This is a genomic window from Flavobacterium sp. AC105 (genome assembly GCF_979258495.1).
On record NZ_OZ409860.1, the window covers coordinates 5,498,842 to 5,516,358 of the forward strand.

Annotated in this window: 15 protein-coding genes; all 15 read right to left on the reverse strand. The window is 34.7% G+C overall.

The window, feature by feature from the left end; translation table 11 throughout:
- Positions 1–141: 141 nt before the first annotated feature.
- The gene (locus ACZ0AH_RS22855; RefSeq protein WP_463478024.1) at positions 142–657 is read right to left on the reverse strand and encodes a hypothetical protein; all 516 of its coding nucleotides are present in this window, start codon (positions 655–657) and stop codon (positions 142–144) included.
- Positions 654–1,622, reverse strand: coding sequence for a hypothetical protein (locus tag ACZ0AH_RS22860; RefSeq protein WP_463478025.1), 969 nt, complete (start codon positions 1,620–1,622; stop codon positions 654–656). The genes ACZ0AH_RS22855 and ACZ0AH_RS22860 overlap by 4 nt, the downstream gene beginning before the upstream one ends.
- A 480-nt stretch (positions 1,623–2,102) precedes the next feature.
- Entirely contained in the window at positions 2,103–3,299 is a 1,197-nt protein-coding gene (locus tag ACZ0AH_RS22865) for a C1 family peptidase (RefSeq protein ID WP_463478026.1), read from the reverse strand.
- Positions 3,300–3,531: 232 nt separating this feature from the next.
- A complete protein-coding gene (locus ACZ0AH_RS22870; protein ID WP_463478027.1) occupies positions 3,532–4,587 on the reverse strand; it encodes a glycoside hydrolase family 130 protein in 1,056 nt (351 codons plus the stop codon).
- 136 nt (positions 4,588–4,723) lie between these two features.
- The gene (locus ACZ0AH_RS22875) at positions 4,724–5,905 is read right to left on the reverse strand and encodes a BamA/TamA family outer membrane protein (RefSeq protein ID WP_463478028.1); all 1,182 of its coding nucleotides are present in this window, start codon (positions 5,903–5,905) and stop codon (positions 4,724–4,726) included.
- 81 nt (positions 5,906–5,986) lie between these two features.
- Positions 5,987–6,958, reverse strand: a complete 972-nt coding sequence (locus tag ACZ0AH_RS22880; RefSeq protein WP_463478029.1) for a SphA family protein — start codon at positions 6,956–6,958, stop codon at positions 5,987–5,989.
- A 55-nt stretch (positions 6,959–7,013) separates the two neighbouring features.
- The gene (locus ACZ0AH_RS22885) at positions 7,014–8,231 is read right to left on the reverse strand and encodes a helix-turn-helix domain-containing protein (RefSeq protein ID WP_463478030.1); all 1,218 of its coding nucleotides are present in this window, start codon (positions 8,229–8,231) and stop codon (positions 7,014–7,016) included.
- A 147-nt stretch (positions 8,232–8,378) separates the two neighbouring features.
- Positions 8,379–8,957, reverse strand: coding sequence for a DUF4136 domain-containing protein (locus ACZ0AH_RS22890; protein WP_463478031.1), 579 nt, complete (start codon positions 8,955–8,957; stop codon positions 8,379–8,381).
- A 210-nt stretch (positions 8,958–9,167) separates the two neighbouring features.
- Positions 9,168–9,923, reverse strand: coding sequence for a DUF6515 family protein (locus tag ACZ0AH_RS22895; RefSeq protein WP_463478032.1), 756 nt, complete (start codon positions 9,921–9,923; stop codon positions 9,168–9,170).
- A gap of 17 nt (positions 9,924–9,940) precedes the next feature.
- Positions 9,941–10,681, reverse strand: a complete 741-nt coding sequence (locus ACZ0AH_RS22900) for a DUF2092 domain-containing protein (RefSeq protein WP_463478033.1) — start codon at positions 10,679–10,681, stop codon at positions 9,941–9,943.
- Positions 10,682–10,709: 28 nt separating this feature from the next.
- The gene (locus tag ACZ0AH_RS22905) at positions 10,710–12,110 is read right to left on the reverse strand and encodes a DUF2252 domain-containing protein (RefSeq protein ID WP_463478034.1); all 1,401 of its coding nucleotides are present in this window, start codon (positions 12,108–12,110) and stop codon (positions 10,710–10,712) included.
- Between the two features lie 227 nt (positions 12,111–12,337).
- Positions 12,338–13,792: a DUF1254 domain-containing protein gene (locus ACZ0AH_RS22910; protein ID WP_463478035.1), complete on the reverse strand. Its 1,455-nt coding sequence runs from the start codon at positions 13,790–13,792 to the stop codon at positions 12,338–12,340.
- Positions 13,793–13,828: 36 nt separating this feature from the next.
- Positions 13,829–14,653, reverse strand: coding sequence for a hypothetical protein (locus ACZ0AH_RS22915; RefSeq protein WP_463478036.1), 825 nt, complete (start codon positions 14,651–14,653; stop codon positions 13,829–13,831).
- A 111-nt stretch (positions 14,654–14,764) separates the two neighbouring features.
- Positions 14,765–16,387 (reverse strand): arylsulfatase, encoded by a 1,623-nt coding sequence (locus tag ACZ0AH_RS22920; RefSeq protein WP_463478037.1) that lies wholly within the window; start codon positions 16,385–16,387, stop codon positions 14,765–14,767.
- Between the two features lie 96 nt (positions 16,388–16,483).
- Positions 16,484–17,500: an HAD family hydrolase gene (locus tag ACZ0AH_RS22925; RefSeq protein WP_463478038.1), complete on the reverse strand. Its 1,017-nt coding sequence runs from the start codon at positions 17,498–17,500 to the stop codon at positions 16,484–16,486.
- Positions 17,501–17,517: the final 17 nt, after the last annotated feature.

Genomic DNA, 17,517 nt, shown 5'->3' on the forward strand with positions numbered 1-17,517 from the left:
GTAAAATCAAAATTATTTAGAAGTAATATATATCCTATTTGAATTCCAAAAATATAATTAGATGCTTTACCAATTGATTCATATATTCTATCAACCTAATTTATTACAAATAAAATTTAATGATTCTTCAGTATAAAGTATTTAACGATTATTTTTTTCATCATTTTCTTTCTGCAAATCCATCACTTTCCCTAAAATCAGCAGACATCTAGTCATTGTTAATATGATAATTGTAAATCCAAAAATATTAAAATAGAAGACATTAGTTTTTAAGGATTCAGGAGAAAATATTTTTATAGTAAAACCAATAATAGCCACAATAATTAATGATTTAATACAGTTTTTTAAGTGCCTAACAGTTTCATGATATAATCCTGTTACAAAAAAAAGGTCAAATAAAGGTTCTTTACTGTCAACTTCTATTTTAGTAATTTTAGAGCCCCCTTTAAATGTTATAAGAACTGTAAGAAGTGTCAAAATAAAGCCAGACATCGTCAAACTAATATTGGTAATATCAGTTATTATCGTTATAGAATCATTTGCTAGAGGTCTAAAAATAATATTTTTATAAACTAGTATAAATCCTAAAAAAGATAAAAATAACGCAATAAAAAAATCCCAAATAAGCGGTCGCTTGAAATATATATCGAAAATCATAACGTAGCCATTAAAGCATTAAAATCTTCTTCAATCAGAGAGTACCAATCTTTGGACCTTGTAATTTTCTTCAAATCAACAGGAATCACAAATTCACGTTTACTGTTCAGTAAATTAAAAATTTCCTCAACTCCTTCCTTATCTTCGTATTTAACTACAAATGCATCAAATGCATCAATATTGAACGAACGTCCTTTGAATCTTTGAAGCATATCAATAAACATCTTGTTGGCCTCTTTATTCAATTCCGTACTTTTAACACCCTTACCTGGAGTTTGAAAGTATGTTTCAATTTTAATATACTTAGGCTTTAGAGTATTTGCAATATTGTTCATCCCAGTAAAATACCTACCTTGTATATCAACATCAAGTTGTGGCAGATTCTTTGGCTGAACTTTAATATCCATATTCAACACATTTCTCAAATTACTTAAAGCTTTATCTATTGAAACATCCATATATAAGTTTACTTCAGTTGCTTTACTCTGTTTAAGAACTTTTTGAGCAACATTCCTAAAATAATATTCAATATCTGATAGACGTGGCCCAAAATGTTGATATTCTATACAAATAACAGAAAATCCTTTACTATAATCTATAAAAAAATGTGTTTCTTCAGCAATACTTCCAAGAGCATTCATAGAAACTAATTTAAATTGCTCCTTTGGCTTCAGCAATGGTTCTCTTCCACTTCTCAATAATGCCATAGAGCATCTTATTCGCTTCTCTTTGGGAAGAAAAACTGCTCTATTCATAAAAAGTTCTCTCATGCTATTGGGTCTTCCTTCATGCCTGTCAATTAGATGCCCTTCTTTATCTTCTTGAAGTTTTCTTGAAATGTAGGTAACGACATTTCTCATAATATCATTACTATCAAATTTATCTTTTAGATGATTTAAGGGTGTAAATTTTAAAGAAAAATATTGAAATTTGACTTCCGTAAGATTATCTTGAGTACTTTTCATTTATATATAATAGCTTTTTTTACATTTCTCGACAATACAAATAAAGTCATTTTTTACTTATAGTTCCTTTTTTTATTTTATTATACCCACAAACAACCTTAAAAAACGTTAAAGTGCTGTTATTAAGCATAAAATAAAGATAAAAGATGAAGAAATAGAAATGAATTAACATAAAAAAAGCGCCACAATATAAATTGCAACGCTTTTAAATATTATAAAAAAGAATAAACTTAAACCCCCAACTTCTTAGCAATCTCAGTAGGAATTCCGCCTTTGTTTACTAACAAAGCAGTAATTTTATATTTTACGAAGTTATAGGTTACAAACAAGAAACTTTATAGTTGTTTGTTTCAATCAAAAATGATTAAAATCTATTATATTTTAAATTCCGTCGAATTCGATGGAATTAAAGATATATCTAAAAAAAAAGCGCCACAATATAATCGCAGCGCTTTTTCAATATTATAAAAAAGAATAAACTTAAACCCCTAATTTCTTAGCAATCTCAGTTGGAATTCCACCTTTGTTTACTAACAAAGCAGTAGTTTTATATTTCACGAAATTTTTGGTTACAAACAAGAAACCTTTATAGTCGTTTGTTTCTCCCCAGGAATTTTTTACGATGTAATATTCTTTTCCGGTTTGATCTTTTGCAAGGCCAATAATGTGCATTCCGTGATCGTCTGTAGTGGCATAGTTATCAAATGCAGCCTGACGCATTTCTGGAGTAATTTCCGGTTCTGCTTTTGGTCCGTTGAACATGTCTGCTTTTTCTTCAGCCGTCATATCTTCGAATTTCTTTGTTGGTACATACGCCACACCATTTTTCCAGCTAAAGCTTTTCTCACTTACGTCAGTTGCCCACGCTACAGTATATCCTTTTTTCAAAGCATTGTCAATAACATCTGTCATGTCGTTTACTTTTACGTTGTAAACCTGATCAAATGACCAGTTATCAGGAACCATCATAGTTGTTTTTTGGTAATATGGAGAGGTTGTAAACGATGACATTTCTACATATTCATCAGGATTGATTCCAACAACTTCTTTTGCAAAAGTTTGAGGCGTATAATTTTTTCCTTTGTATGTAAAGTTTTCCGGCACTTTTCCTAAATAAGAATCGATTACGGCAGCATATGCTTTTTGCCAGTTTGGCGTTAATTCACCATTTGGATTTTTAACCACAGCAGCTAAAACTCCTTCGATAAGCGCTGACATTTCACCAAATTTATTTTTATCAGTTCCGTAGTTTAATCCAGTGTAAACTTCTCTAGGAACGGTTCCGTATTTTTTATACATGTTAATTACATCATGCAAAGCACCACCGTCGCCTAAAGTAACCGCTCCGTGCATACGCACATAATTAATTCCTTTTTCAACATACACGTTTCTTGCTGAGTAAATCTGAGATAATTCAACTGGCTGTTTTCCTAAACGAATCATTTCTGACTCTAAGAAAGAGTTTGTCGAATAACTCCAGCATGTTCCAGAAGAACCTTGCGTTTTTACAGAAGTTGTTCCTAAATTAATTTGCTCCGTAAATTTAAAAGCTTCTTTACTTTTTTCGCTTGCATTCAATTTTAGTGAATTCACTAAAATGTCTTGTGCAAAACAGCTCGTCGCGCCAACGAAAAAAATCGAAGCAGCAAGTACTGATTTGAATGAAAATGTATTCATAATATTTATTTAATGATTTGATAAATTAGTAGTTGTAATTTACATTTTGTTACAAAACAATTAAAATATGAAGAAATTGTTAGTACTAAAATAGTTAAAATTTTCGAGTTTCAAATTAAACAATTAAAAATCAACGACTTAATCAAAATCATATCCTTCACGAAATCGAAATCTTAGACAGAAAAAACCTAATTTTATTTTCTGCAAACCATAAAATTTCATTCGGGGATTACTAACTTTCTAAAAGTGACAGAATTGCTGCAATCGAAAATGTTGCACCGCAAACAAATTCATCTGCAGCGCCATAATACATCGTAAGCGTATCGCCATCAGGTTCGACAATATGACCGTTTGTAAATACCACATATCCAAAAAATCCGCTTACTTCATAATCTGCTATTGGTACCATAATGGGTTCTATGGTTCTTGCAATTACTTTTGAAGGATCTTCTAAATCCATCAAAAAAGCGCCCAGACAATATTGATGTTCTTCATTGGCGCCGTGGTAAATTTCGAGCCAGCCACGATCCGTTTTTATAGGTGCAGCTCCGGCACCAACCCTTTTGCTGTCCCAAAGTCCTTTTCTGGTTCTGATAATGCATTTATGATTTCCCCAATGAACAGCATCCGGAGACGAAGCGATCCAGATGTAATTTCCACCAATTTCTACGCTGCTCGGGCGATGCAGGGCATAAAATAATCCGTTTATTTTTTCTTCAAAAATGGCACAATCCTTATTGTGCGCCGGAAAAATCATTCCGTGTTTTTTAAAGGTTTTCCAGTCTGTTGTGGTTCTCAAACCAACACCAACGCCATTATTAGATACCGATGTAAAGGTTAAATAATACGTTCCTTCGATCAAAGCAACGCGACAATCTTCGATCCCAAATGTTTCTAAAGGACCTTCGCCAACTAAAAGCGGATAGTTTTCAGGCTCATAAAACTTTCGGCCATCATCGCTGCACAATAATCGTAAATGCGATAATGTGGTTAAATAATCGACTATTTTATAATTAATTACTCTCGCATCTCCCGCTATTAAATCGGGATCGTTTTTTAAAATTTCAATAATCTGAATGGTTCCGTTTTCCGTTAATATCGGAAACGAAATCATATCCTCCTTTTGTTTTGGTCTTTCGGCAACTCGTATAAGGAGCCAGGTTTTGTTTTGAAACCGAAAAACTCCCGGATTTAAAAGACAGAGAATTTCTAAACCTTCTCTGCTTGCAGGAATATCAATTGGTGATAACAACGGATTTTCGGCGAAACGTTTTGCTATATCTCTCATATTTTTTTAGATCTAAATTATTGTAGTTAAAAGATAACGCTAATTTTTTATTTTGAAAAAAATATCACAAACAAAAAGTCCCAACAGAAGTACCTGTTGAGACTTTTATTTTAAAACCTATAACTAACTAATTGTATTATCGTAACCAATTGCTGCCAAAAACGATATAATAAGCCCAGTCTTCGGGACCTTTTGCTACATCGACACCCATACGGAGTTTGAATTTTCTGGCTAGTAAATATCTAAAACCGGTTCCGTAACTGTAAACCACCGGTTTGGCAAAAGCTTTGTCCCAATCGTCAAAGGCACTGGCAAGTCCGCCGTAACCCATAAGGCTCCATCTTCTGTATACATCCCATCTAAACTCGGCTTCGGTAACTATACTTGTTTTTCCCTGATATCTTGCGGCCGGAATTCCTCTTAAATTAATTCCCGGCCTAAGATAAAAAGGCGGGCTTCCAAAAGCCTGTTCTCCTTCTAATCTTAATCCGCCAATTAATTTTGGTGTTATCGGATAATAACCAATTGCCGACAAATTGACGCGCCACGCATCATAATCACTTCCTATTGCATCATCTGACCAAAAGAAATCCGATTGCAGCCGGATTCCTTTATCCGGCGTAAAAATATTATCACGCCCATCAAACTGAATCGCTCCGCCAAGCTGACTGACGGTACTTTTTATGTCTTTTGGTTTTATAAAATCAGGCAAATTTAAATCCGGTAATTTTATATTGGAGTTTAAAAAAAGGTACTGAGGCCCGGCACTCCATTTCGGATTTCTAAATTGTTTTAACCATTGTGTATAAAATATAGTCGACTTAAAATTGAGTTTAAATTCTTTATCGTTTCCGTTAGGCAAATTTTCATAAAAGGAAAGGTTCATATCGCCATATCCTGCCATTACACGATATAATATCCTGGGTTTTATTAAAGTACTGGAGCGAAATGCGCCAACCATCCAGCTTTTATTTCCGGTATACATTCCAATTCCTCCTGTAATATCCGGATTTATAAATCGCTTTTTTCCGTTTTCATCAACAACCGGAGCGTGTTTTTTAAGAAAAACAGGAACAATTGCGCCGCCAATTCCACCTAAAGCAGGTTCTGTTATAACGGTTGGCACCACAATAAAACCATGTGCATAAATAATATAATCGCTCAAATCGAATGCTCCGTCCAGAGAATCTTTTACACTAATATGCGGTTTTTGTCCCATCATAGTGGTAATCGAAAAAATAATTAAGACGATTATAAGAAAAAGTCTCCTGAAGCGTTTTGTGTTTTTCATTTTAGAATCTGAATATTTATTTCTCATTTAAACTTTTTTTAAAATTTATCGTATTCCTTAAAAAACATCAACTCAAAACTTAAAAACACAGTTTTAAAACGGCTCTAATTATTCTTTTTTGAAACTAAATACATGTGCAAGTGTTAGAAAAAATGTATTTCCCTGAAACCTGTTTATCGCATTAACCTCAGCAATCCATCTGAATCCTGCCGAAGTACTGCAGCCAATATGAAAATAATTTATCTCGGCACCAATTCCTCCAACACGGTCTTTTTCAGTTTCAAGCGTACCCACTATAGGAGCCGGTATTTCATCATTTGTAACTTTATATTGCAGATAATAAATTAATCCGGCATTCAATATTCCTTTTGGAGCTGTTTTCTCAGCATTCATCATATAAAATGTTTTTCCCAAACCGCCTTCAATACTTAAAAGATCTCCTGTTTTAATATCAGTATCTTTCTTTTTTCCGTTTATTTCGTAAGATGCCAAAGCAGAAAAATGAATGGTTTTTTTATCATTAAAAAATACAGTTGTTCCGGCCGAAAATTCATTCATAAACATTCCTAAACCACTATTATCTGATGCTCCCAGTTCGAATTTTCCGGTTGGCAAATACATTTGATAGCTAAAAACAAAATCGGCCCTTTTATTATGCCAGCCTAATTGAACCGGCACGATATAAGTATCTGTAAATGCAAAAGGACTTTTTGAATCTACACTATTTCCCTGAATTCTGTTGGATGCAAATGCCAGCAAAACTGTTGCTCCGTAATTGGCTCCTAAAATTTTAAAATCACTTACATATGAAGCGCCTACTCCTGTAATAAACATGTTCAAATCAGGATTTGCAATTGATTTATTGCCATCAGCATCTCTTAAGGATGCCGCCGAATAAAAATAGCCCGGAACATAAACGCTTAATGTATTTGCAGGTGTCTGAGTTCCGGATTGTAATCCCATGGCACCAAGAATATGGCCGCCTTTAAGCTGCGCGTAACTACAAAAGCAAGCGAACAAAAAAATGAATGTAAATCCTGACTTTATAGCTTGTCTTTGTTTATTAAATTTCGTTTTCATAATTGATATTTTAAAAATTAATGAGAACTCACCAAAATACTTTTATGTACTTCATTTAGTTTGAAGTTTTTTTAAAAAAGTAAGCATTTGTTTTCTCCGGATTAATCCTAATTACTTTGAAGTATTCTGAAGGCGATTTTCCGGTATGTTTTATAAAAGCCCTGAAGCAGGTAGTTCTGGATTTAAAACCAGATCCCCACGCCATGCCTTCTAAGGATAAATCTTTCCATTCCGGATCGTTTATTTTATCTTTAAAATATTCGATCCTTTTTAGATTTACATAATCCTGAAAATGAAGATTAAATTCTGAATTGATTAAATTTGAAAGATGATGTACCGAAATTCCGGTTTCATCAGATATATCGCGAATTACTAAATCTTTCTTTAAAAAGAGTTCTTTTGATGCAAAAATCTCTTCTAATGTTGCCAGATATAGTTGTTTTTTTTCTTTTGTAAGTTCTTTTACCAAAGGTAATACGCCCTTATTTTCTTTTGTTTTAAGGATAATCAGATTGTCATTTACAAAATTATAAGTATCCTCTTCGATTTCAGGTTCAGTTTCCGTTTCATTTGCATCATAAAAAATCTGAGGCCTGAAATAAAGCCATGCCACCGTAAAAACCAATACCGATGATATTAAGATATAACATGAAAAATCGATACTATCTACCCGGTTAATTAAAAAAAAGTGCACAAAAAGTGTCGAAAACAAGAACAAAACCATCAAATTATAGACGCGTATCCAGCTTAAAACCTTAATTCTGTTAAAGTGATTTTCTTTAAATTTTTTTAAATCATAGTTTAAAATCATCATCGTCTGGCAAAAAGCGTACAATAGCCAAACTGTTAAACTTAACATCGAAAAAGGGCTGTTTACTTTAGCCGAAAGATAATGTACCATTTGAAGATCAAGATATCTTCCTGCCCATACAAAAATGGTTAAACCAAAGTATATCATGAAGGGCAAAAAATGCAGCCAATCGTATTTTTTGAAAACCCTGTCTGAAAACAAAATGCTTCTGACATATAAAAAAGCGCTTGGTGCTACCAGAAAAATAAATGATTTTGTAATCATAAACAGATCCGGAAAAGCCTTTAAAACATTTGCCGATAAATAAAAATTATAGATGCTTACAACAGCAAGGCTAAACAAAAACAGTCCCAGAAAAAAACTTTTTGAGTAATTTTTCCTTGAAAAAAGAACCATAAATGATGTAGCAAAACCAACTATTGTAGCTATAAAAAAGAAAAGCGAAAGGACTATATCAGCCATGTGTTTTAAGCTTGATTTATTTTTGAAGGTGTGGTATTCCTTTTTCTTTCAAATCAATTTGAATAGAAAATTTCCGGCAATTGTTATAATGGCTGTACTTACTTGATTATGGTAAGTACAGCTGTTTTTTTTATAACAAATTCTGCGTTATTTTTTTGCTAATCCCGGAGGAAAACCTTCAAGGATTTTTTTGATAGAACTTGCAATAAATTCTTCCGGATTATCCGGTTTACTATCAATTTGAGCATTTCCGATTCCTTGCCAAACCAGTTTTTGCGTTTTAGTAGATACAATATCAATTACCAGGGAGCCATCAACATAATCGTAGGTATTAAATGTTGTATTTGCGCCTCCCATCATAGCACCGCCGCCCCAATATCCGTACGGACGATACATTCCTCCATAACCATAAAAATCAGAATTGGCCGTAACCTGTGTTTTATTTTTTAAGATTGATACTGCGTTTACTTTTAAATCCGGATTGCCGGATTCTGTAAAACCTTTAGCAATCATTTCGTTTCTAATAGCTTTTGTAACACGATCAACATTTAGTTGATTTACCTGACCTTCCTGTGCTTTTAGATCATAAACAGCAAAAGTTTTATATTCGCTAAAGTTAGCAGCATGGTCGTAATCAGTTGTAACTTTTACCGTTGGGGAACAACTGTAAATTAAGCCCAATAACAACATTGGGATTATGCGAAGATTCTTTCTTTTAATATTCATTTTGTCGTATTTTAATTATTGTTTAAATTAGCTAACTTGAAAATTATTAAAATCTTGAATAAATCTGGGGGCGAACCTGTTTTGTGGTTAAACAATTGTTAATTTTTTACAATCATCTATAATACAATCCATTAGAGTATACTCAAAGATAAATTATTTTATTTAATTAACATTACACTATGCGTAAAAATCTTACGTATTCGCTTTCATTTATTTTCCCTGTACAACAACATAACTATCCTGTCCATCTTTTGAAATTGGCTGATAATAAACATTGTTGTAAATCATGTATTTCTGACCATCGATTGTCTTTTCTTCAGCGCCTTCCGGAAGATGTGAAACAATCGCTCCAACAGGTGCATTTACCACTTTATACTTGCTTGTATCTTTAGCATAATAGGTTCCGCCGTAATAGTAATAATCTGTTCCGGAAACATTGATGGTTACATACCCTTTAGGCAATTCTGAAATTGTTGCACCAAGCGGTGCCGGAACAACTTTATATCCATCAGATTCTTTTACATAATACACTCCGTCATCATAATTGTATTGATTGTTTTCAACAGTAATTATAATAGCTGCAGTGGTTAATGTTGCTGCAAAAAAGCCTATCGGATACCAGGTTGGTCCCCAATAATAAGGCACAAATGGGTGATAGATATAAGGATATGGCACCGGATAAGGATGAAAGGGCGGCAACGGTCTTGGATATGGATATGGATGCGGCGGTGGCGGCAATGGCCTTGGCGGAATTGGCCGCGGAGCAGGAGGAATTGGTCTTGGCCCGGGCGGTATTGGGCGCGGTCCCGGCATTGGGTGTGGCATTGGCATTGGGCGCGGCATAGGTCTTGGCGGAGAAAAATGCCCAAAGCGCTGTGCTGTTGCTTCTTCCGGAATCATGAGTAATATTGCAAAGAATGCAATAATAATGATTGCCATTTTATTTTTAAGTTGATATGATTTCATAACGATTGAAATTTAGATTATTTAGTGTTTTCTCTAGGCGCCAACTTTACTTTTGAAGCTTTTGGAGGTGTCGTAAATTCAAACATAGAATCCGGATAATCGGTATTAATGGTCCAGTCTCTATAAATGGCTTCATACTGAGGTTTATCTTTATCCGAAGTATAAATAATGACCAATTTCACGGGCAGAAACAAATCATCGCTTCCTATCCAGAACTGAAAACTTTTTGTTTTATCGCTTCCTGCAATATGAAAACACTCACGCCCATCGACTATAGTTTTTCCCAGAAAAATTAAGCTTCCTTGTTCTGATAGTAAATCCTGCAGAAAAGTAGGATAGAAAAAATCGGCACCGGGAAATTCGATTCCGTATTTTTTACTGACATCATCAATGGTTTCAATAACAGAACCCGGAGCTGTGGCAAAACCATATGTATTATTGTCAAATGAATAATAATTTAACTTATTGCCATTGTACCATAAACCTCGATTTCCTTTGTCTCCTGTAGAAGTAACTTTCATTTTATCCGGAAACTTAATGGAGACTTTGTCTGTTATAGCGTGTTTTATGAGGCCTAAATTTTCATTATAAACGTCATAAGTTGTAACTGCCGTAAAACTGCATGATTTTATATCCTGCAAAGTTTGCTCAGTTCGATGTAAGAGAAAAGCAGCCGTAGAATCTACACGCTGTGTCTGGCTATTTATTGTGATGGACATCATCACAAAGCCCACCAAAAACAAAAACTTTTTGCTCATATATTCTATTTTTATTAATTAATGAAGTTTAGATTTCTGCCGAAATTGGCAATCTTCCCTCTTTTATTGCTGCTAGCATTTTATTATAATCGGAGTCATTTTGATTTGCATAGGCAATAGAAAACTTAGAAATAGCATTGGCAAACTCATTGCTCTTGCCTATATAACCGGACAATACCGATGGATCTCCCGTACGCGCATGTGCCCTTGCAAGTGCCCATCCGCAGGCTTTTGCGTAATCTGCCATATTTTTGGGTTTCATAATTTCAAGAACCGGTTTTACTTTTGCATCACGAAGCTGACGGATATAAAAAAACTTTCCCTGATCATCGTGTGTCCATCCTAAAAACATATCCGATGCGGATTGCATGAGTTTTTGTCCCATTACAATTCGTTCGCCCTGATGCGTATATTTGCCTTTTGATTTTACATTATCTTCTAAAACACTTTTTCGGGCTTCTTTGAACTGCAAAAAAATGGGTTCTCCCGTTGCCGACATCAGTAAACTTATTCCGCAAAGCGTTCCTACACTTCCAACACCCACTACTTTCATCGCATAATCGTGTAAAGTATATCTGCTCAAAAGCACTTTTTTTTCATCAGATAATGATGCGATATAACGTTTGTGTATACTGTCGGCTTCTCGCAAAATTCGTTCTCCTTCTTCTCCTGTTGCATGAAAAATCAAAGGCGGATCATCTTTTATTCGGGCTTTTGAACCTTCCTGATACGTCATTTTTGCAAATTCTTTTTCATGGGCCGTATATTCAGAGGCTTTTTTGATTCGCTTTTGCTGAAATTCCTTTATCTCTTCGTCTTCGCCTCTTTCAATAAGTTCGGCAAGATCAATATCAGCATACCAAATTTGAAGTGCCGATAATTTACTGTAATCCAGCATATGTCTTTTGTAACTATCTGCTACATTCCATGCGAATTCTTTACAGGCTTTATCCGAAAATTTTCTCCATCTTCCGGCAATAACAAAACTTGATGCTAATCTTTTAAGATCCCATTCCCATGGTCCGGGAAATGTTTCATCAAAATCATTGATATCAAAAACCAATTTTCTTTCCGGAGTTGCAAAACCTCCAAAATTCATCAAATGACAATCGCCACAAAGCTGAAGATCAATTCCGGTATTGGGTGTTTGAGCTAAATCTGCGGCCATAATTGCAGCGGCACCTCTAAAAAAAGAAAAAGGAGATTCCATCATTCTGCGGTATCGAATAGGCAGGAGATTTTCAACCCTTCCAATACTTGTTTTAAGGAGAATTTGTACCGGATCTTCTCTGTTTTCAGATGGATTCCATTCCTGATGAGTTGATCGTGGCGTTACTTTTCTAACTGCAACTCCTTTATCAAATCGTTCTGCTTTTGATGCTGCCGGATCAAATAGGTTTTCGTTGTTTTGTTCGAACTCATCAGTCATAGCTTCTGGATTTTATTTTTCTTTCTTTAAAAAGACAAATTTGTCGTTAGCATAATTCGTATGGCATGATTCATCGGCTAAGACCGCTTTGTGTATCGGGAGATTTAAAAAAACTGTTTTTCTTCATTTGTAGAATTTCATCAGAATTTTGATTATTTCAAAATGAATGATTTCAGATGTATTATTTCGCATAATCAGCGATACCAAATAATCAAAGGAAAATGTTTTTATTTGACTTCTTCAACATCATCCATTTTCCATGTCTTGTCAAAAAATCCTTTTTCAGGACCATAAAAACGAGCTAATAATTCAAATTTTCTTTTTGGATCAGTCGGAACCCAATTTGATTCCTTTCCTTCGGGAGCTTTGGCACCAAAATAAAGATCTACTGAACCATCAGCATTTTTCTTTAAACCGGGAGTTGTAGAAGCACGGCTAAAATATTTCGTTCCTAAAATTAAAGCGTGAGTTTCACGATCATATGCGGTAACCGACCAATATAACTTAACTGGAACTTTGGCTGGTAAATGAAGTTTATATAATTTTGAACCATCCAATGGCTGATTATCTTTATCTCTCGGACTCATTAAATAGTATTGTCCTGCGCCTATATGTTTTGCACTAAAATAAGCAATCGAATAACTTACTGCTCTTTCGTCAACAGGATACATATTAGCTATCTCATAGTTGGCCATAATAGATTTCGCAAAATCAGGAAATGCTGGTAATGACCAATGCGTTCCTTCATAAAACGACTGTGTAAATATTGTTTCATATTTCTTATCAATCCAGCCGTGTGCATCTTTGATTGCTGCATTTAAAATTTCCTGTCTTCTGGCATCTGCGTGAAAAGCTTTTCCCTTTTCTATTCCTATCGATTTTAACTGATCAATCATAACCAAATCTCTTGTTAACCAAGGCTCTCTTTGTACAAATTGATTCAATATTTCAAAGAAATGAGTGTTGTACGGAATCGTATTGCTAAAGTCAACATTAATCAAATCAACAAAGGTGGTTGCAGGAGGATTATCCGCTTCTGAAAGTGGATAAATTTTCACCTTTTTCCCATATTCAACTGCTCTTTTAACATCATTAGGGCTTCCGTCCGTTAGGTTAGAGCGAAGTATAGCGTAGCCTGTATATGTAGCTGATGGCATTGGTATATATCCTAATGGTATTGCTTCTTTATAATTTGGCGGTAAAATAAGGTATTTTCCTCCTTTACCTTTATCAACACCTGCAGGACCAATGTCTTCTATAGCCGTTTGCCAACCATCGTCTAAACTTCCTGTAAGCGATGAAACCCCTTCAACTGCAGGAATTTCTAATACAACCGGGCCTTCTCTGGTATCAAAAAAAGGATTGATATAAATTACATCCGGATTTGGTGTTAAGGTCTGATTTTTAGAACTAATCAATCCAGACCAATACACAACCTGATTATAATCTCCTTTTACTTTTATCAGACTTTCATGCATTAATTCTGAATTAACTGCCGGCATTCCCCAAATAACAGCTTCGACTGCGCGATTGTAAATTAGCTGTTCTTCAAAATCTACAGGTTTAAACACACTTGTATCTGTAGTATCTGCAGAAGCAACTGTTGTTTCAGTTTTTTTTGTAGAATTGGTACATGCAATTAAACAACTAATTAATGCGATTAATATTATTTTTAATTTCATGATTTGTTTTTTATAATGAAAGAAACTCAAGAACTATTACGAACCCGGAAATACAAAAGCTAAGACCGCTCTTAATCCCCAATCTGGTCTTATTTCATGTGGCCCAACAATTGGTATTAAAGGCTGAACGCTAAATTGCACGACCTGATCGCCAAATTTGGTTATACCGCCAATAGATGGATTTAAAGAAATCATTGTGGTGTTTCCTCCCCAATTTTGTGTTATTTCTGCATTTACTCCTAAACTGGCGCCGCTTTTGTAACTATGCGAAAGAAAAATTTGGGTATAAAAGCTATTAACATCTGCACGATCTTCATTTCCTGCAACTGACCAAATTTGATTGGCTATAAAACCTATAGAAAGTCCTTTTCCCTGATGCATAACCAATACGCTTGGACCGATTCCAAATTTTTCTGTTCCTAAAACTTTTTCTGTTGCGGTTGGAACCAAAAAAGCGGGACCAACTCCCAAAATAATTCCTTTTGTTTTAGGAGCAAAAAAAGCGGTTACGGTTGCATCGCTTAAACCAAACTCATGGGTGTTTTCGCCGGTAATATCTGTTTGATCGACAACCGGAAGAATATATCGTGTTATTAAATTTAAATTTTCACTTAATTTAAAAGGAATAACAGGTTGTATGTTTATCGTATACTTTGATCCGTTAAAAGGTCCAATACCATAATTAAGATTATTTTGTAATGGTACACTAATCAGACTCGCAACGGGATTCGCCAATTTATCAGCTAACTCCTGAGCACTGTTTCCTTCTTTTTCTTCTTGTGAAAATGCCGTAAAATTTAAAAGAAGACAAAGTGCAATAAATAAATATTTAATTGAAATAGAATACATTGGAAGTTTCATAGTTTTTTCTTTTAAAGATTTTTAACCATTCTTAAAATCAAAAAGAAACAACTTCCCAACTCGTAAAAGCTGCTTCTTTTTGATTTTTATAACTTTATAATTCTTTATTTATCACCCGCCACTGCTTCTTTTAGCAGTTGATATGGTTTTTAATTTCTCTTGTGCCTCTTTAAGCTTCAAATAATTATCAATAGTAATTGGTCCAGGATATAAGTTACTTTGTACTACATGAGGTGGATATTTTTCATAGGTTTTCGCAAATTCTCCAATAATGTTCTGAACAGTTGGCAGGAACCACGTTTTCTCTGTAAAGTTGTTCATGAATAAATCGTAGCGCTCTTGCGGATCTGCCCATAAGTCAAATATTTGTGGTACCGTTGCTACATAACTCGATCCTCCTTTCCAGCCTAAATTAGAATCTACCGCTAAACCTCCGGTTGCTTGTCCGTTATCACCACGTAAATTAAAGACAGCTTTGAATTTTCCAATTCTTATTGCTCCCGGCAATAATTCATCCTCGGTAAAATAAAACCACATTGTTCGTTTTGATTTTCCAGTTCCAAATAGTACTGGCGACATATCATAACTATCAAAAATGGTTGGTTTTCCTTCTCTGTCTACCGTTGGTAATTCTTGTCCTGATAAAGCAGCAAAAGTTGCCATAAAATCAAGTGTTCCTAAAATGTCATGGTTTTGAGTTCCTGCTTTAATTTTTCCAGGCCACCAAGCCAATGTTGGTATACGGCTGCCGCCTTCACGGTCTGTTCCTTTTGTTCCTCTAAAAGGCGTATATCCGCAATCCGGATAAACATCCTGCCATGTTCCGTTATCAACAGTATAGATAATTAAAGTGTTTTCGGCAATTCCCATGTTTCGAACTTCGTCCATAATATGACCTATTCTGGCATCCAATTCTACAATACAATCTGCATATTTATTTTTTCCTGCAGATTTTCCAGCATAATCAGGATGTGGTAAATTGGGCTGGTGGTTTTTTGCAAAAGAGATTTCCATAAAAAATGGTTTATCTTTTTTACCATTTTCTTTCAGCCATTTTATAGATTCTTCTTCTGTGTATTGATCCAGAAACGGAATTACTTTTCCATCTATTTTTCTAACTTCTCTATATGGTTTTCCGGCTTCACCTTCAAGTGCTCCTTTAGTTCCTTTTGCCCATTGTGCTCTAATATCATCCGGCATATCAGCATTCCATTCAGGATCTGTATACGTGTAAGCATTTAAATGGTATAAGGTTACGTTTTTCATCACATCAAAACCCTGCGCAATTGGCATTGAATAATCTTCTTCGCCAAGATGCCATTTTCCGGCAAAAAAGGTGTTGTAGTTTTTACGTTTCAGTATAGAAGCCAATGTCCATTCGGCTTTTGGCAAACCACCTCCGTCTCCCGGAAATGCAACCGTTGTCATACCGCTTCGATTAGGAATTCTTCCTGTAATTAAAGCAGCTCTACCCGGTGTACAGCTTGGCTGTCCGTAAAATGACCAGAATTGCATCCCTTCTTTTGCCATTTTATCAATATTAGGAGTTGCTGCGCCACGGCCTTCTCCTCCTCCATAAGGACCTAAATCGCCCCATCCGGTGTCATCTGATAATAAAATAATAATGTTTGGACTTTTTTGGGAATATCCGATACTAGCAGCTAGTAAAAAACATATTACCGCAAAAACAGTAATAATGTTTGGGTTTTTGATTAATACTTTTTTTGTTTTCATAATTGTCTTGATAAATCAGATTTACATTATTTTATCTATTTGGGGAATGAAAATTATATTAAAAAGATTTTCTTAATCGTTTTTAAAATGCGATATTTATTTGTCGGGGAATATTTTTTTCCAATCATCTTTCATGCTGATTACATGATATTTGTATTTTGCTGCAGTATTTAAGGATAGATTATCTTTTTCCTGATAATTGAATTCCCTGATAGAATCGTTATGATTTACGATCAATTGAAAAGAAGGATATCTACTTCCTGAAGAATATCTTAACATGGCAAGATCTCCGGCTCCACCTTCATTTCCGCAGGCAAAAACGGGTCTTTGGCCAATGTGTAATTGTATACCAACCGGTTTTCCTGTTTTATCATTTAGCAAGTCTAAAGCAGGTTCTCTTTTTACACTATTTGTTGCATCGTCAAAGGTATATTTGAAAGAAGTTCCAACAACCTGTTCTTTTGGGATTCCGTAAAAATCTGCTGATATAGCTCTAACTAATTCAATTGTTCCACCTGTTACGATAAAGGTTTTGAAACCATTTGCACGCAAATAATTCAAAAGCTCTAGTTGTGGCTGGTATCTAATTTGTTTTAGCGGAACATTTTTACCAGGATATTTAGCGCCTGCAAAAAACTCTTTTGTCGAAGCTTCAAATTCATCTTCGGTCATACCGGTATGCGTTGCGGCAACTAATTCTATCAACGCTTTTTCTCCTCCTTTTTCAAAAAAAGTTTTGTCTTTTTCGACAACGGCTTTAAACGGCTGTTTTTGCGCTAAAGCAGGATTTGCTTCGATCATTTTTTTAACTCTGTAAAAAGCAAATAATTCCTGAACATATGGTTTTTCAGCCCAAAGTGTTCCGTCATTATCAAAAGTGGCAATTCTGTTTTCTATCGGAATAAAATCAGGACTTCCTTTTTTGGTTACTTTCGTTACATAATCGATAATGTCTTTTTTCAAAGCGCCATCATTCCAGCCTGGCAAAGGATCTCCGCTTGTTGCAACCGTTGCAGTGCTATCTGATGGATTAACCGCCGTAATAGCATCTGATTTTTTGCACGAGCCCAGTAATAATAAAAATAGAGGTAATACATATATTTTTCTATACATAATGATGCTGTTTAAGT

Bases quoted from the DNA above. Each gene is read 5' to 3' on its own strand.
- ACZ0AH_RS22855 (WP_463478024.1), bottom strand. From the start codon at position 657: ATGATTTTCGATATATATTTCAAGCGACCGCTTATTTGGGATTTTTTT.
- ACZ0AH_RS22860 (WP_463478025.1), bottom strand. From the start codon at position 1,622: ATGAAAAGTACTCAAGATAATCTTACGGAAGTCAAATTTCAATATTTT.
- ACZ0AH_RS22865 (WP_463478026.1), bottom strand. From the start codon at position 3,299: ATGAATACATTTTCATTCAAATCAGTACTTGCTGCTTCGATTTTTTTC.
- ACZ0AH_RS22870 (WP_463478027.1), bottom strand. From the start codon at position 4,587: ATGAGAGATATAGCAAAACGTTTCGCCGAAAATCCGTTGTTATCACCA.
- ACZ0AH_RS22875 (WP_463478028.1), bottom strand. From the start codon at position 5,905: ATGAGAAATAAATATTCAGATTCTAAAATGAAAAACACAAAACGCTTC.
- ACZ0AH_RS22880 (WP_463478029.1), bottom strand. From the start codon at position 6,958: ATGAAAACGAAATTTAATAAACAAAGACAAGCTATAAAGTCAGGATTT.
- ACZ0AH_RS22885 (WP_463478030.1), bottom strand. From the start codon at position 8,231: ATGGCTGATATAGTCCTTTCGCTTTTCTTTTTTATAGCTACAATAGTT.
- ACZ0AH_RS22890 (WP_463478031.1), bottom strand. From the start codon at position 8,957: ATGAATATTAAAAGAAAGAATCTTCGCATAATCCCAATGTTGTTATTG.
- ACZ0AH_RS22895 (WP_463478032.1), bottom strand. From the start codon at position 9,923: ATGAAATCATATCAACTTAAAAATAAAATGGCAATCATTATTATTGCA.
- ACZ0AH_RS22900 (WP_463478033.1), bottom strand. From the start codon at position 10,681: ATGAGCAAAAAGTTTTTGTTTTTGGTGGGCTTTGTGATGATGTCCATC.
- ACZ0AH_RS22905 (WP_463478034.1), bottom strand. From the start codon at position 12,110: ATGACTGATGAGTTCGAACAAAACAACGAAAACCTATTTGATCCGGCA.
- ACZ0AH_RS22910 (WP_463478035.1), bottom strand. From the start codon at position 13,792: ATGAAATTAAAAATAATATTAATCGCATTAATTAGTTGTTTAATTGCA.
- ACZ0AH_RS22915 (WP_463478036.1), bottom strand. From the start codon at position 14,653: ATGAAACTTCCAATGTATTCTATTTCAATTAAATATTTATTTATTGCA.
- ACZ0AH_RS22920 (WP_463478037.1), bottom strand. From the start codon at position 16,387: ATGAAAACAAAAAAAGTATTAATCAAAAACCCAAACATTATTACTGTT.
- ACZ0AH_RS22925 (WP_463478038.1), bottom strand. From the start codon at position 17,500: ATGTATAGAAAAATATATGTATTACCTCTATTTTTATTATTACTGGGC.